This is a genomic window from Paenibacillus sp. FSL K6-2862 (genome assembly GCF_038005125.1).
GTDB lineage: Bacteria > Bacillota > Bacilli > Paenibacillales > Paenibacillaceae > Paenibacillus > Paenibacillus illinoisensis_A.
The window spans coordinates 3,629,002-3,645,912 of the sequence record NZ_JBBOSN010000001.1 but is presented as its reverse complement, the minus strand read 5'-3'; the positions used below and the strand labels follow the sequence as shown (position 1 = coordinate 3,645,912).

The window sequence follows — 16,911 nt, the reverse complement described above, 5'->3', positions numbered from 1 at the left end:
ATGTATAAGGAGTCTTTACAATGAATAATTACGATAAAAACCTTGCAAAAATAGATGCGAGAACAACCTTGGTTGGATTACTCGCTACACCAATTGGACATAGCGTTTCCCCTCAAATGCATAATGTGGGTTATACAATAAGTGGCTTGAATTATGCCTATTTGGCTTTTGAGGTTGGACCGGACAAGTTGAAAGAAACAGTTGAGGGTATGAAAGCGATGGGCGTTGCAGGATTCAATGTATCCATGCCTAATAAAATGGATGTCATTCAGTATTTGGACGAGTTAGATGATACTGCGAAGTTCTCACGAGCCAGCAATACGGTTGTAAACAAAAATGGCAAGTTGATCGGATATAATACGGATGGATTAGGTTATGTTAAAAATCTTGAAGAACATGGAGTCGACTTACAAGGGAAAAAAGTAACTTTAGTTGGCTCTGGAGGTGCTGCAACACCAATCGCCATACAATTGGTGCAGTCCGGCATTAAAGAGATCAGCATCTTCGCAAGAAATGACAAATTCTTCTCCGCAGCAGAAGAGAATGCAGCATATATTAACAACGAAATGAAAGACTTTGGCGTGAAGGCTAACGTTTTTCCTTTAGAAGATAAAGAAGCATTTCGCAAAGAAATCGCTGAAAGTGCTGTTTTGGCAAACGCAACAAGCTTGGGCATGAAACCATTAGACGAATTAAGTATCGTTGATGAGATGACTGATGTATTGCGCAAAGATTTGATTGTGACAGATGTGGTTTATAATCCTCGCAAAACCAAACTACTAACACAGGCCGAAGCTGCTGGTGCCAAAGCGATCAATGGTCTCGGTATGGTCTTGTGGCAGGGCGCACTTTCTTATAAACTTTTTACTGGGGAAGATATGCCTATTTCAGAAGTTAAAGAAATCGTATTTGGTAAAGAAGTATAAAAAGAGATCAGGGCATGTCATCAATTCGTAGACCTATTGTCTAGGAACAAAAAAATGCTTCCATCGAAGCCGCTATTATTAGCGGCTTTTTTGATTTTTTAGGGAACTACGTTATGTCCCATGCAGTGGATAAGAAGCGTGTACCTTTGCCGAAATGGAAAAGAACGTTAGGTCATTGCTAACCATACCTCATCAAAATGTTTCATTGACTATCTAAAAAGAGAAGAGTACATTTGGTTTTATGCTAAAAGGAGAACTAAATGTAGGAAAGAGGATCGTGCTATGCGTTTTATGCGAAGACTAAATGACATCAGACTTAAAAGTAAGCTGTCCTTGATATTTATAACGGTGGCTGTACTCCCGCTTTTAGTAAGTGGTATCTATCTAACAAGCAAGTTGAGGGAAGTCATGATCCTGAACGCCTTTGAGCAAGCAACGAATAACGTAGAACGTGTCCAAAAAAGAACCGAGGAGGTAATTAATGTAGCCATAGATATTTCCTATCAACTCTCCAATGATAACCGGATGAAATCCATAGTGAGCCGAAGCTATGAAAGCTATAACGAAATTATTCAAACCTATCGTCAATACACGGACATTCGAGATTATATGCGGCTGTATAAAGAGATTAAGTCAATACGGTTATACACGGACAATCCAACCATGCTTAATAACTGGGAATTTATGCAGCCAGATGACCGAACAAAAGAGTCTGAATGGTTCAAGTCTGCCTTAAGTCAAAAGGGGCTGGCTGGTTGGGGCTATATTGAGGATGAGCGTGATCAAAAACATTACCTCAGCCTTGTTCGAAAAATCAATCTGGATGATCTGAAAAATGAGAGTGTTTTGGTTATTAACGTGAATTCTGATTTACTGAATTCAATTCTGTCTCAGGAGACATTTTCCACGATGATTGTGGATGACAACAACCATATCGTTGCGGCCAATCGGCCAGATCTTTACGGTAAGAGTCTCGCTTCTGTACACGGGGGGAGCAACATGATGTCTCAAACCCAGGGCAGTTACGAAGCTGTCATGGATGGAAAGAAATCCAAGGTGGTCATCGCAAACGTAACTCCTCAAAACAGCTGGAATGGATTCCGCATTATTTCCGTTTTTACGGTATCGGACATTCTGCAAGATGCAAACGCTATCATACGTTTGGCTACTTTGGTGATAGGTGGATGTCTAATCATTGCAATAGTGCTTGTTTATATCTCCGCATCCTTTATAGCAAGAAGATTGCTCCGACTCAGTAAACATATGTCCCGAGTAGGCACGGTATCCTGGGATACATACCTAGACCTCGACGGAAAAGATGAGATTGGACAATTATCTCGGCAATTCAATGATCTGGTTCACCGGATCAGTGAACTGATGTTTGAAGTCGAAGAAAGCAATCAGCAGAAACAGTTATTATTACAAAAACAAAATGATATCAAATTCAAGATGCTGGCAAGTCAGGTCAATCCCCACTTTCTGTTTAATACACTTGAATCCATCCGAATGGAAGCTCATCTTCGCGGGGAAGAGGTGCTGGCCCAAGCCGTATGGCAGCTAAGCATGTTGCTCCGAAACAGTTTGGAGGTCGGAAGCCGTCAGATTCCGTTATCGGATGAGTTGAATATGGTACGTTGTTACTTGGAACTACAAAAATTTCGATATGAAGACCGGCTTCAATACAGTATGGAAATCGATCCGGAAACCGAACAGATAGAAATCCCACCGCTGATCATTCAACCTTTGGTTGAAAATTCGATCGTCCACGGGCTAGATCGCAAAGAGGGCCCAACGCTGATCACTATTCGGACTAAGTTTAATGATCAGGATATGCTTTTGATCGAAATCCACGATGATGGCGCAGGTATTTCACCCATGAAAATGAGCCAGCTAGAAAAACAGTTAACGGGCTCCGATGAGTCAGGGGATCGTATTGGTCTTCGTAACGTAAATGACCGATTGGAACTCACCTACGGTACAGCTTCAAGGCTCACCATCAATAGCATAGAGAAGAAAGGCACCTGTATCACATTTTGCATACCGAAGGAGGGTCGAACTTAATGTTTTCAGTGATCATTGTTGATGATGAACCCAAACTACGGTTGGGGTTACAAACGTTAATACCTTGGAAGGAATTGGGGTTCGAAGTGATTGGAACAGCAGCTGGTGGGAATGAAGCGCTTCGGATATTTGAAAAAACGATTCCTGATGTATTGTTGGTGGATATCCGTATGCCGGGAATGGACGGACTTGAACTCCTTCAGGAAATCCGCCACCGTGGCTGGCCCAGTCATGTTATTATTCTCAGTGGTTATGCTGATTTTGAGTATGCGCGCCAGGCCCTTCAATTCGGCGTCGATGCTTATCTGTTGAAACCGGTGAACAAGGAAGAACTGTCGGCATCTCTCCAAAAGATTCACGAACAGCTCTCGAAGGTGCACGAAAAAAGCCTGTTACAACAAACAAATACGCCAGAATGGATACTTTACTCATTACTAACCGGTAAACATGCGTTAGATGATTCCCTTTTGAGTGAATGGTCAAACTCATTTGAAGTGAACTGGACAACCTATCAAATTGTTTTAATTGCCTTCTCTGGCCTGGACCAAGAAGAAAGCGAACAAATTCAGAATTTCAAGGATGTGGTGAGCAGAACCTATGCTTCCGGGCGTCAAGGAGTCGTATTATATTTCGCTCCGTACATCGTCCTGCTGCTTGGTAGCTCTCCTGTAAGCGAAGCAGGGTGGAGTGAACTCTATAAGAACCTTCAACTCTTATCGGGAGAGCTTCGATTCGAAATGGACATAGCGTTGGGCCAGCCTGTTCGGTCACTAGATAACATCATTCATTCTTTCAAAACGGCACGATCTCTTTTGGAATATAGTTTCTTTTACGATAGGGGAAGGCTCCTGACCGAGGAAACACCAGAATCTTATCGACAGGAAACGGATCAACATTCAGGATCTTACCTATCCAGCAAAGAAGAAGAGGCCTTCAGGCTCCCTTACCTGGTCGATGTTGGACATGCAAGTGCGATCTCTTCTTTTTTAAACGAAATAGCATGGCAGCAAGTGGCTGCTCAAGCAGAGGAAAAGCAGATTCGTGACCGTTTCTTCTACCTGGCCAATGAAACGGTTCGAAAAGTCCATCCACGTGTCTGGTCTATGAGTGGTTATCCAGGCGAGCCGGCCCAATTTCTTGCTGAAGTATATCATTCCCGTTATATGCGGGATCTCGTTGACCGAGTATCAGTTGTCATGGAGAGGCTGGCCCAATGTGCAGATTATAACAGCAAGGATAATGAAATGAAACGATTGCTGGATTATATAGATCGCCACTATGGAGATAATCTAAAATTGGAAATGCTGGCCGTCTTGTTTAATTACAGCAGCTCCTATTTGGGTCAACTTTTCAAAAGTTATACAGGAGAATATTTTAACGCATATCTTGACCGGATACGGATCCAAAAAGCGAAGGAATTACTGGCTCAGGATATGAAGGTATACGAAGTCGCTGAAAGGGTAGGATATTCAAACGTCAATTATTTTTATAGTAAATTTAAAAAGCTGGAAGGAAGATCACCTTCTTTCTATCAGAAAAAAGAATGAGCAAAACTCCTCTACTAATGGAATTAACGAATAGTAGGGGAGTTTTCTGTTATTAGTATGTAAATAAAATGAGGTTTTCTGAAAACATAGATAATTTTAGAATGAAAGGATCTGAGATTTATGATATGTCCTGGATGTCCCTGTGCCAATATAGTGGATACGAAAGGAGGGAATACAATCATTTGAAAGCGATAACAGAAATGCCATGAACAGAGGGGAGGCAATAAAATGAAGGGAAAATCAGGTTCACCTATTAGATATTCAACATCAAACAATACGTATTTTATGATTGGATCGGCCATTTTCGTTCTGTATATCCTCATGTTGAGTTTTACTCATTCCAGGGTGGAAGCAGCTATTACGGTACCGGGATTTGTTGTTGAACCCCATACTTCTTCTGATCAAAACCAGGCCATAATTGCCACATTCAAAGATGCTTCAATCGAAGGGTACGGGATCAAGAAACGCGATGAGACAACAGCCAAAGCGGAGGACCATCTCTATGATGGTACAGGTTATATCTCTTATTTTTTTGAAGAGGATGAAAAGGCCACAGCTCAGAAGGGAAGCACTACATTCCAGGTTAAAGCACCGGAAAATGGGCTTTATGAGTTAAGTTTGGGATACTACATCCCAGAAGGAAATGGGGATAAAGCGACTTCCATCCAAGTAAATGGTTCGGGAGCCGGCGAGCTGACGCTCAGTGCGCCAAAGCCAGGGACGGTCCGAGCAGAAAAAAAGATGACAAAGGTGCTTCTGAACAGCGGTAATAACTCCATTCAAATATTACGGGGGTGGGGGTACTATGGCATTGAGTATATCAAGCTTGAACGTGTAGAACCCCGCATAACCACGCAAAAAACAAAGATGGATCCCTTAAGCAACTCCAAAGCATCCCCGCAAGCCAAAGCATTAATGAAATTTATGACCAACCAGTACGGAAAAAAGATTATATCAGGGCAGCAAACCCTAGAGGACGCAACGTGGATATACCAGCAGACTGGTAAGTACCCTGCACTGGTTTCCAGTGATTTGATGGATTATTCTCCATCCCGTGTGGAAAACGGAAGCACCTCGAATGAGGTAGAAAAGATGATGGAGTGGTACAAGCGTGGAGGAATTGTCTCCTTAAGCTGGCACTGGAATGCGCCGAAAGGAATCGGCGGCAATGAACCAGGCCACGAGTGGTGGCGGGGGTTTAATACAGAATTCACAACATTCGATGTAGAGTATGCCCTGAATCATCCGGAATCGGAAGATTACAAGCTTTTAATCCGGGATATTGATGCGATCGCTGCTCAATTGAAGCGGCTGCAGGAACACCATATTCCCGTACTTTGGAGACCGCTGCATGAAGCGGAGGGCGGCTGGTTTTGGTGGGGAGCCAAAGGTCCTGAACCTGCCAAAAAATTGTATAGATTAATGTACGAACGATTGACGGAGAAGCATGAGTTAAACAACCTCATTTGGGTTTGGAACTCTGTTAAGGAGGAGTGGTACCCGGGAGATGATGTGGTGGATATGGTAAGTGTCGACATTTATAATCCACCCGGTGATCACAGCCCGAACATTGCCAAGTACGATGAGCTCTTGTTTCTGAGCAAGCATAAGAAACTTGTGGGACTCGCCGAAAATGGGCCTATTCCCGATCCTGATCTGCTGCAGACATACGGTGCACATTGGAGCTATTTCAATACCTGGACTGGCGATGTTCTGCGTGACGGAAAAACGAATACAAAGGAACATTTGAAAAAAGTCTACAATCATGACAACGTGATCACACTGGATGAACTTCCCAAGGGATTGTACGGCAGTCCTAGATGGAAATAGCATTCATTTTATTATTGAGCAGGAACAAACCAGTTTAACAGGAGTGAATAGTGTATGGCCATTTATATTGACGAGTCACAGCATATTTTTCATCTGCAATCCCGTGTAACCAGTTATGTTATTCAGATCGTAGACGGTTTTCCATTATTGGTATACTGGGGTCAACGGTTGTCTGAGAAAGGGAATTTAGAGAACCTTGTACCGAGGTTGGAAAAAAAGGAACCTGATTCTATGCCTCAGGAGTATCCGCAATATGGAGCAGGTGATTTCAGGTCGCCTGCCTATCAAGTTCAGCTTGAAGACGGAAGCCGAATCACAGAGCTTCGCTACAAAGGGTATTCCACAGGAGCCGGTAAACCGGGAATTGAAGGTTTGCCTTATGTGTACACGGAGTCGGATCATGAAGCAGATACCTTGGAGCTGGAATTGGAGGATGCATATTCAGGATTGACCGTTTTACTACAATATAGCATCTTCATGGATGGGGCTATTACCAGATCTGCGTCATTTAAGAACAATGGTCAGAGTACCGTTAGACTTTTACGTGCGCTTAGCGCCAATGTCGATTTATATGGTAAGAGCAATTATGAGTTATTATACCTTGCGGGACACTGGGCACGAGAAGCCCAGCTTCAGCGCAGGCCGCTGGGCCCAGGAGGTACAAGCCTTGGGAGTAGACGCGGAATGAGCAGTCATCAGCACAATCCTTTTGCGGCTGTGGTTAGCCCGGGTGCCGATGAGGAGCATGGTGAAGTTTTTGCAGTGAATTTGGTGTATAGCGGTAATTTTCATGCTGAAGCAGAAGTCGATGCTTTTGGAGTCGTTCGTTTGGGCATCGGGTTGAATCCGTTTGATTTTTGCTGGATGCTAGCTCCCGGTGAATCCTTCCAAACCCCTGAGGCTGTCTTGGTATATTCAAATGAAGGGATCGGAGGCATGTCCCGAATCTATCACCGACTCTATCGTAACCGTTTATGCCGCGGAGTACATAGGGATAAGGAGCGCCCGATCCTTGTGAATAATTGGGAGGCTACTTATTTTAATTTTACCGCAGATAAGATTGAAGCCATTGCCGAAACTGGCTCTCAACTAGGGATTGAACTGTTGGTGCTGGATGACGGTTGGTTTGGCAAACGTGACAGCGACAACAGCTCTCTCGGGGACTGGGTTGAAGATCGTCGAAAGCTTCCTAACGGTTTGCGTGACTTGGCTGAACGAATTGAACGTCAAGGCCTGCAATTCGGTTTATGGTTTGAACCTGAAATGATCTCACCCGACAGTGAACTGTATCGAAAACACCCGGACTGGTGTCTGCACGCAGAAGGCCGCAGGCGGACCGAAGCGCGATGGCAATTGGTGCTGGACCTTTCACGGCCGGAGGTCCGCGATTATCTGTACAATGCAATGGCTGATATCTTTGCCAATGTACCTGTTTCCTACGTGAAATGGGACATGAACCGCCCACTGACCGAAATCTGCTCCGCAGCGGCTTTACCCGAAAATCAACAGGAGATTGCACATCGGTATGTACTTGGACTCTATGAACTTATAAATAAATTGACTACTGCATTTCCGCAAATTTTGTTTGAGAGCTGTTCCAGCGGCGGAGGTCGGTTTGATCCCGGAATGCTCTATTACATGCCACAAACGTGGACAAGTGATAACACGGATGCCGTTGAACGGCTGAAAATCCAATACGGAACAAGCCTGGTGTATCCCGTTAGTACCATCGGCGCTCATATCTCTGCCGTTCCGAACCATCAAGTCCACCGGGAAACCTCGCTTAAATTCAGAGGAGACGTCGCAATGTCGGGGAATTTTGGTTATGAACTTGATCTGACCCAGTTCACCGATGCTGAGAAAATCCAGGTGAAGGAACAGGTGGCCATGTATAAGGAACATCGATCCCTCATACAAAAGGGTGATTTATTTAGACTTCGAAGTCCTTTTCAAGGCAATGAAACCTCCTGGATGTTTGTTTCGGAAGATCGATGTGAAGCGATCGTATTTTATTTTCAAGTGTTAGCCAAGCCCAATCCTGCTACGGATGTTCTTCAGCTCAGAGGCTTGGATCATTCGTATACGTATGAGGTGAGTGGAGAGAGTGGACACGTGGGATCATTCCATGGGGACCGTTTAATGCAAGCAGGATTGATTATCCCGCCTCTTACAGGAGATTACACCAGTGTGTGGTTCAAATTAAGAGCTGCTCATTGAGAAGATCAAGTAAATATAGAATTTTTTAATTAATACTATTCAATGTCCTAAAAAGTCCTCTGCCTTGTTTAACTGCAGAGGACTTTTATATATCACTTTATGAAAATATTAATGAATTTGCTGAAAAGAGTATAGATTTTTGAATGAAATTGTAATGGATCTCTGATATGTTGCCAAAATTGTAATCGCTTTATGATGAGAGAAGAAAGGGGGGGATGAAATGAAAGCGATAACAGAAGAGAAAAAGTTTCGCATGCATCAACAAAAAAAATCACAAAAGTGGAAAGTGTTCAAAAATCAAAAGTACTTGTACATGATGTCATTTCCATTTGTGATTTGGGTGTTTGTTTTTCAGTATTTGCCTTTATGGGGTTGGACGATGGCATTTCAAAACTACAGACCGGGCAAAGGGTTTTTCGATCAGAAATGGGTTGGATTCGATCATTTTCAGGCACTTTTTCAGGATGAACACTTCTATCTGGTGCTAAGAAATACGCTGGCCATGAGCCTTATGGGACTGGTTGCAGGATTCGTGTTTCCAGTATTGTTCGCCGTGATTCTGAATGAGGTGCGGGTTCAGTTTATGAAGCGTTTCGTACAAACGGTTTCTTACCTGCCTCACTTTGTGTCTTGGGTCGTGGCCGCTGGAATCGTCATTAAAATGCTGTCAACCGACGGAGGCGCGATAAACGATTTGCTCTTGGGGCTGAATTTAATAGACCAGCCCATACAATTCATGGCCAAGGGGAATTTGTTCTGGGGAATAGTGACCGGAGCGGATGTTTGGAAGGAGACCGGTTGGAATGCCATTATTTATTTGGCGGCCATTTCGGGGATTGGGCCTGAACTGTATGAGGCAGCGAGGGTCGACGGAGCCAGTCGATTAAGACAAATATGGCATATTACACTCCCGGGCATCAGACCAACCATTATCGTACTGTTTATTATGTCGATTGGCCATCTCGTTGGAATCGGATTTGAAAAACAATTTTTGCTTGGCAATCACATGGTCAGTGATTATTCCGAAGTATTGGATCTGTATGCATTGAATTATGGTTTATCCATGGGGAGATATTCCTTCGGTACCGCTATAAGTATCTTCAACTCGGTAATTAGCGTGATTTTGCTGTTCGTCGTGAATGGCCTCTTCAAAAAATTCGCTAACGAGAGCATTATGTAAGAGGAGGAACAGACATGGAAGCATTCCAGCAGACACCTTCTTCTGTCAAACCCAAACGACCGAAGATTGGCGCAAAATCTCCCCAAGACTTGATTTTCGACACCTTTGTTTATGTATTCATAGGAATTGTCACTATTGCGACTCTTTATCCTTTTTTGAATGTGCTTGCTATTTCGTTCAACGACTCCGTGGATACCGTACGGGGTGGAATATCTATTTTTCCTAGACAATTCACTCTGGAAAATTATAAGCTCATCTTTAGTTATGAAGGGTTGATCACCGGCTTTAAAATATCAGTTCTTCGAACGCTTATAGGGACACTCGCGGGTCTTATAAGCGGGTCAATGGTTGCTTACACACTGGCTCGGAGAGAATTTCAGGGAAGACGCTTTGTTTCCGTATTTTTGGCGATTACCATGTATGTGTCCGGCGGGTTGATTCCTGGTTTTATCCTTATTAAGAATCTGGATCTGATTAATACATTCGCGGTTTATATTTTGCCCGGACTCGTAAGCGCCTTCAATATATTTATTATCCGTTCATTTATTGATGGCATCCCTTATGCACTGCAAGAATCAGCCAAGCTTGATGGGGCTAATGATTTCACCATTTACTGGCGTGTCATACTCCCGCTTACCAAGCCTGCACTTGCAACTGTAGCCTTGTTCCTTGCTGTGGGGCAATGGAATTCTTGGTTTGATACGTACCTTTATAATGGGTCAAATGATTCCCTGACGACCTTGCAGTATGAGCTTATGAAAGTGCTTCAGAGTACAACTACGAATTCTAACAATATACGCGGGGAAAACATGTCCCAATTGATGTCGCAGGTGTCTCCTGACGCTGTGAAAATGGCGATTACCATCATCGCAACCGTGCCTATTCTCATTGTTTATCCTTTCTTGCAGAAGTACTTTGTTAAAGGCATGACGCTGGGTGCTGTTAAAAGCTAATGAGACACTGAAACGTCAATGACTTAGTATTCAAGCGATATGTTATTGGTCTATTCACCTTAAATAATCTGTATCTCATGGGGAGTGTTTGTTTTGAAAAAGCGAACCCGAAAAACAACGGCAGCCATACTTTCAGCGGGTCTGTTACTCAGTCAGCTCGCAGCCTGCAGTGGAAGCAGTGGAGGGGAATCCGCCGCTGGAAACGGATCGGATCCGATTACGCTTTCTTACTTTTCAGAAGATGGGAGTCCTAACTGGAACAATATGAAGGACCGCATAGGAAAAGTCATTACAGAGAAAACAGGCGTCGTATTGGATGCTGAATTCGCAGTGGGAGACCCTGTGCAAAAGGTATCGATCATGGCCGCCACCGGTGAAGTTCCCGATCTTATAGCTGCAAAGGCTGATCTGGGCAAGCTCGTGGATGTAGGAGCAGTCCTTGACCTAACTGACTTAATTGATGAACATGCGCCCAACATTAAAAAAATGCTTGGCGATAAAATCGTTCGTGCCAAGTACAGCTTAGAGGATCAGGCCATTTATGCAATTCCAACCTGGTCTGCCATCGAAGAACGAAAGTTCAAAGCCGACGGTGGTTTCCAGCTGCAGCATCGTGTTGTGAAGGAAGCCGGATATCCCGAAATCCGTACAGTAAAAGACTATGAAAAGGTAATTACAGACTATTTGGCTAAACACCCAACAGATGAAAACGGCAACAAAAATATCGGACTCACCATTAATGCGGATGACTGGCATATGTATCAGGTGACGAACATGGGATTCTTTACGACAGGCGCGCCGGATGATGGTGAATACTATGTGGACCAAGAAACATTCGATGTAACTTACCATTTTAGACGTTCGGAGGAGAGAGAATACTTCCGCTGGTTGAACCATATGAATGATATCGGTTTACTGGATAAGGAAAGTTTCGTGCAAAAGACGGATCAGTTCAAATCTAAAGTGTCATCCGGTCGTGTGCTTGGTCTGATCGACCCTGCATGGGATTATGGCGATGCTCAACAAGCACTGAAAGCTGCGGGCAAATTTGACCAGACTTATGGTCATTATCCAGTAACGTTGTCTGATGAGTATAAGGATACAAATTTCTGGTCCGCTGGTTTTGATGGGGGATATGGAATAGCGATTTCCAGCGAATGCAAAGATCCGGTAGCTGCCATCAAATTCTTGGATTACCTCGCTTCAGAAGAAGGTCAGATTCTGATGAACTGGGGGATCGAGGGACAAGACTATGTTGTCGAGAACGGAAAAAGAATTGTACCGAAGGAAGTTCAAGAAAAGATGGACCGTGAAGGTAGTGCCTACATGAAGGAATCCGGTCTTGGACTGTATTGGAACCTTTCGGTTCATTATGGGGATGGCATTGAGGACTCGACAGGCAATTACTTTACGAAAACGAACAGTGATCTTCTGACAGCCACCTATAGTGGACCTGAAAAAGAAGCCTTGGCTGCTTACCAAGTCGAGCACTGGAGAGATCTTTTCCCGAAAGAAGAGGAGTTTCCTGAAAGGAAGGCCGGTGCGGTATACAATATTGCACTGCCAAGTGATAGTCAGGCAACAATTCTAATGGCCAAAATGAAGGATATCACTTGGAAACGAATTCCTGAGGCAGTTATGGCCAAACCGGAAAATTTCGATAAAGTCTGGGATGAGTACATGGCTGAATTGGAAAAAGCAGGAGTAGAAGAGATGGAAGAGGCTTTTGGTCAGTATGTGAAAGATCGCGTTAAACTATGGAGTGGTCAATAACCCTTCCATGATCAGAAAGGCAGGCAAAGATGAAAACGATACCTTGCAATCCTAATGCATCGGAAGAAGTACGGTCAGTGCTCAACTATTTGAGCAAGATTCAAGGAAAGGGCATCATTACAGGACAGCATACACAAACCATGGCGCAGGAAGAATTGAACTACGTTAATCAGGTAACAGGGAAATGGCCTGCGCTATGCGGATTTGAGCTCCTCGGTTATTCTCCAAATATCAATTATGACGATAGTGGTGAAGAGTGTTTGCTGGAAGTCGCTGAAAATCAGGATACACTACAAAAAGCTTGGGAGTGGACGGAGAAAAAAAGAGGACTGATTACATTTACATGGCATTGGTTTTCTCCTCTTGGTGGACGGGACAAAAGTTTTTATACAGAACATACAGATTATGATGTGAGGAAAGCCATTGTAGAGGGGACCCAAGAACACAAAGCTTTGTTGTCCGACATGGACCATATGGCCGATATTCTCCGGGAATTTCGTGATAAACGCATCCCTATCTTGTGGAGACCCTTTCATGAAGCGGAAGGCACCTGGTTTTGGTGGGGGAGTCAAGGTCCGGCTATTGCGAAAGAGTTGTACCGTATCATGTATAAGCGATATACGAATGATCATGGTTTGAATCATTTGATTTGGGTTTGGAATTCACCTTTAGTTGAAGGTTATGTCGGAGATGACGTGGTAGACATCATTTCAAGGGATATGTATCCCCCGGCCCATCAACATACCGATTTACGTGAGGAGTATGAGGAACTGATAGGCGTCACACGCACCCCCAAATTGGCTGCCATCGGTGAGATTGGACCCGTACCAAGCATCAGAAACTTATCCGAATCGCGTATTCCATGGTTATGGTTTATGACGTGGTCCCGTGATTTTGGGCAGACAGAGAAGTTTACGACCAATAATGAGTTACGCAGCGCATATCATTGTGACTATGCTATTACACTGGACAAACTGCCAAAGCTTTATTGATATTGCTAGGCAAGAGAATTTTCATGAAAAGCCGCTATATTAGCGGCTTTTTTCAGTTATCATAGTAAGGTTAGTCCAGCTAATGGGGTTCTAAGGTGGGATAGATGGCACATACTTTTTCCATCAGCCAAGATTAAATGTTTTTAAAAATACATATCCGATGAGTGAAAGAACGATGGAGCCAATAAAGCCGGCTGCAAAAGCTTTTAGGCCCAATTGCCGAAACGTAACTATATCTACACTAAGACCCAGACCAGCCATGGCCATAGCAATCAGCATATAAGCGGCAAGAATGATTAGATTCGTCAAATCTGAAGGAATAACCTGCAGCGTATTGAGAGCACTCATCATGAGGAATCCAAAAATAAACCAAGGGATCGGGAGGGATTTCAGGCTTCTTTTATTCAACTTGCTGTTTCCTGAATTTTTGGATCGATCCAATCGATTCGTCCAGAATCCAATCAAGATAGCGACGGGCACCAACATGGCTACACGCGTTAATTTAACAATGACAGCCAGGTCAACAGCATCTTGACCCACAGGTTCTGCAGCTGCAATCACATGTGCGATTTCGTGTAAAGTAGCACCTGAAAACACGCCATATTCGGATGCAGACAAGTGTAGAAATGGATATAGAAGGGTGTAAACCATCGTGAAAATTGTTCCTAGAATCGCTACAGTAGCTGCACCGATGGCGACTTCTTCGTCTTTGGCTTGGATCTGAGGTGCAATGGCTACAACTGCTGCGGCTCCGCATATCGCTGTTCCGCAAGCAGTTAATAGCCCCAAACGTTTCTCGACGTTGAAAAATTTTGCAATGCCATACACAACAAAAATAGTGATGGTAATGTTCAGGAAGGAGATCAAGACAACCTTGGGTCCCGCATGAAGAATGTCCTTCAAATTGAGCCGCATGCCAAGCAAAATGATTCCATATCGCAAAAGCTTTTTAGCTGAAAAGGAAATTCCGCTTACCATATGATCAGGTACTTTCCTAACCGCTCTCCAGATCATGCCAAACAAAATGGCAAGTACAAGCTGGCCCATGATGTGTAGAAAAGGAAAATTGGCTGCATATTTGGCAGCAAGCGCAAGCATTAGAGTAAGCCCAATTCCCAGCACAAACCCTTGTTTATTCTTTTTCTCTTGTTGCATGACAGAAGTTGAATTCATGGATATCACGTCCGATTTCTTTATTTCTTGTTCATTTGTAACTATAATTAGTTATGATTGAAAAGAGAAATACCAGAATGAAATGCTTATCATAACGAATCATAATGATTGAGTGATATTTGGGTTAAATCCTATCAGGGAGATGTATTAAATGATCGTGGAAAGCTTGAAAGTGTACATAACTGTAGTAGAACAGCGCAATTTCTCTAGAGCGGCAGAACTATTGCATTTATCACAACCCGGTGTTAGCTTACACATTCGTAAATTAGAAAAGGAATTTGATGTAAAGTTAATGCATCGTTCGCCCAAATGGGTGAAACTGACGGAGGCTGGGGAGCTGCTGTATGTACGTGCCAAGGAAATGGTGAATCTATATGAGTCGGCGAAATTGGATATTGCCAGATTGCAGGATGATGTTAGTGGCTCATTGCAGATTGGAGCTAGTTTTACGATTGGAGAATATGTTTTACCTCGCCTATTTTCGTCATTTGCCAGGCAATACCCTGAAGTAGCCATGGAAGTATTCATCGGTAATTCATCTCAAGTTGTGGAAGCAATTCGAGATAATAAAATGGATTTTGGTTTGATTGAAGAGGACATTGAGGCCCAAGATCTGACCGTGACACCATTCATGAAGGACGAATTGATTATTGTGGCAGCGGAAGGATATCCTCTTAACGCTTCGGTGAATGCGGATCTGGAACAATTGCAAGATCAAGTGTGGATACTTCGCGAAATGGGATCAGGAACCAGATCATTTAGTGATCGATTTCTGGCTCAGACAGGACTCCGGGTAAACCGTTCTTATGTGTTCAACAGCAGTCAGGGCGTCAAAGAAGCGGTGTTCTCTGGATTAGGCATCGCCATGTTGTCCCGCTGGGTTGTAAAAAGGGAGTTATCCGCTGGCATGTTGAAGGAAATCACCATTCCAGATATCCACCTTGAACGAAACTTTTCCTTAGTTCGCCGGATAGGTCATATTCCTACCAGAGCAAACGAGGTTTTCGCGGAAAGAATGCTGAAACTGGATGGTCATTTTATCTGATCTAAATCACTTACAGGATAACACTCTATATTGATCAACAATTTCGATATATAGACAATGGTGCTGTATTTCGGACTTGTAGTACGAGAAGTTAAATTGATCAATTATTCAATCTTTCAATTGAATAATATTGATTATTTCTCTATACTACTATTACTAACCGAAATAGGGGGAAAAACGATTGAAGAAAATGAGAGCAATTCAAGTTCCGGCCAAAGGAGAACCTATGAAATTGGTTGAAATTTTGGTACCTGAACCTGCAGAAGGGCAAGTACTTCTTCGAATAGAAGCATGCGGAATCTGTAGCGGGGATTCAAGTACAATCAAAGGATTTGCTCCAGCGTATCCGCGAATTCCTGGCCACGAAGTCGTTGGTATAGTTGATGAGCGAGGTAATGGATCGACAAAGTGGGAGATTGGGCAGCGTGTAGGCTTGGGGTATCATGGTGGACACGATCAAGTGACAGGATTGACCATCGACGGTGGGTACGCAGAGTTCATGATCGCATATGAAGATGCGCTCGTTTCTATACCCGACGAAGTCTCTTCTGAAGAGGCGGCTCCTTTACTGTGTGCCGGTGAAACTACATTTAGTGCGTTAAGAAATAGTCCGGCGCGTCCAGGTGATGTAGTTGCCATTTCGGGCATTGGTGGATTGGGACATCTTGCCGTCCAATATGCGAACAAAGCTGGTTACCGAACAGTGGCAATATCCCGTGGAGGGGATAAAGAAGGCTTGGCCAGAGAACTCGGGGCACATATTTACATTGATTCGGAAAAAGAAGACCCCGCCACAGCTCTAAAAACACTTGGTGGAGCAAAAGTTATTCTTGCCACGGCACCAAATGCTAGCGTAATTTCTTCTCTTATTCATGGCCTGGATACGGGCGGCGAACTGATTATTGTAGCGGGATCACGGGATCGTCTAGAGTTATCAGCAATGGATTTCTTAAAGGGGTCTCATTCTGTGAAGGGAACATTCACTGGAAAGTCTAAAGAAATTGAAGCAGCAGTCCAGTTTAGCGTTTTGACTGATGTACGGCCAATCATTGAAGTGTTTCCTCTAGAACGGGCAAGTGAAGCATATGAAAAAATGATATCAGCAAAGACAAGATTTCGAGCAGTCTTAAGTATGTCTGAATAAAAATGTGAAATTACCTTGCTATGTTTAGTGTTCCTCGAACGAATTCCCTTCGTGTTTTTTTACTTAAGAA

12 protein-coding genes are annotated in these 16,911 nt (G+C 43.6%); 11 read left to right on the top strand and 1 reads right to left on the bottom strand.

All coding sequences use genetic code 11. From position 1 onward, the window contains the following. Window positions 1-20 precede the first annotated feature (20 nt). The 9 genes from aroE to MHB82_RS16445 all read left to right on the top strand — a co-directional run bounded on the left by aroE (window position 21) and on the right by MHB82_RS16445 (window position 13,479). Complete coding sequence (gene aroE / locus MHB82_RS16485) at window positions 21-926, top strand: shikimate dehydrogenase (protein ID WP_341175315.1); 906 nt, start codon at window positions 21-23, stop codon at window positions 924-926. 282 nt (window positions 927-1,208) lie between these two features. Beyond that, entirely contained in the window at window positions 1,209-2,987 is a 1,779-nt protein-coding gene (locus tag MHB82_RS16480; RefSeq protein ID WP_341175314.1) for a sensor histidine kinase, read from the top strand. Continuing rightward, window positions 2,987-4,534, top strand: a complete 1,548-nt coding sequence (locus tag MHB82_RS16475; RefSeq protein WP_341175313.1) for a response regulator transcription factor — start codon at window positions 2,987-2,989, stop codon at window positions 4,532-4,534. Before MHB82_RS16480 ends, MHB82_RS16475 begins: the two co-directional genes overlap by 1 nt. 228 nt (window positions 4,535-4,762) lie before the next feature. Next, window positions 4,763-6,364 (top strand): glycosyl hydrolase, encoded by a 1,602-nt coding sequence (locus tag MHB82_RS16470; protein ID WP_255247792.1) that lies wholly within the window; start codon window positions 4,763-4,765, stop codon window positions 6,362-6,364. Between the two features lie 54 nt (window positions 6,365-6,418). After that, window positions 6,419-8,581, top strand: coding sequence for an alpha-galactosidase (locus tag MHB82_RS16465; RefSeq protein ID WP_341175312.1), 2,163 nt, complete (start codon window positions 6,419-6,421; stop codon window positions 8,579-8,581). Window positions 8,582-8,801: 220 nt separating this feature from the next. Beyond that, window positions 8,802-9,761: an ABC transporter permease gene (locus MHB82_RS16460; protein ID WP_095357767.1), complete on the top strand. Its 960-nt coding sequence runs from the start codon at window positions 8,802-8,804 to the stop codon at window positions 9,759-9,761. 14 nt (window positions 9,762-9,775) lie between these two features. Then, window positions 9,776-10,714 carry a carbohydrate ABC transporter permease gene (locus MHB82_RS16455; RefSeq protein WP_341175311.1) on the top strand — a complete coding sequence of 313 codons (939 nt, stop codon included), beginning with the start codon at window positions 9,776-9,778 and terminating at the stop codon, window positions 10,712-10,714. 93 nt (window positions 10,715-10,807) lie between these two features. After that, window positions 10,808-12,487, top strand: a complete 1,680-nt coding sequence (locus tag MHB82_RS16450) for an ABC transporter substrate-binding protein (protein WP_445671232.1) — start codon at window positions 10,808-10,810, stop codon at window positions 12,485-12,487. 29 nt (window positions 12,488-12,516) lie between these two features. Continuing rightward, window positions 12,517-13,479, top strand: a complete 963-nt coding sequence (locus tag MHB82_RS16445) for a glycosyl hydrolase (protein WP_341175310.1) — start codon at window positions 12,517-12,519, stop codon at window positions 13,477-13,479. A 123-nt stretch (window positions 13,480-13,602) separates the two neighbouring features. Here MHB82_RS16445 and MHB82_RS16440 read toward each other — a convergent pair whose 3' ends face one another. Then, window positions 13,603-14,652 (bottom strand): YeiH family protein, encoded by a 1,050-nt coding sequence (locus tag MHB82_RS16440; protein WP_341175309.1) that lies wholly within the window; start codon window positions 14,650-14,652, stop codon window positions 13,603-13,605. Window positions 14,653-14,803: 151 nt separating this feature from the next. Between MHB82_RS16440 and MHB82_RS16435 the strand changes: the two genes are divergently transcribed. Further along, window positions 14,804-15,697 carry a LysR family transcriptional regulator gene (locus tag MHB82_RS16435; protein WP_095357772.1) on the top strand — a complete coding sequence of 298 codons (894 nt, stop codon included), beginning with the start codon at window positions 14,804-14,806 and terminating at the stop codon, window positions 15,695-15,697. 181 nt (window positions 15,698-15,878) lie between these two features. Beyond that, window positions 15,879-16,841, top strand: a complete 963-nt coding sequence (locus MHB82_RS16430) for a zinc-binding dehydrogenase (protein WP_176475951.1) — start codon at window positions 15,879-15,881, stop codon at window positions 16,839-16,841. The last annotated feature ends 70 nt before the right edge of the window (window positions 16,842-16,911 follow it).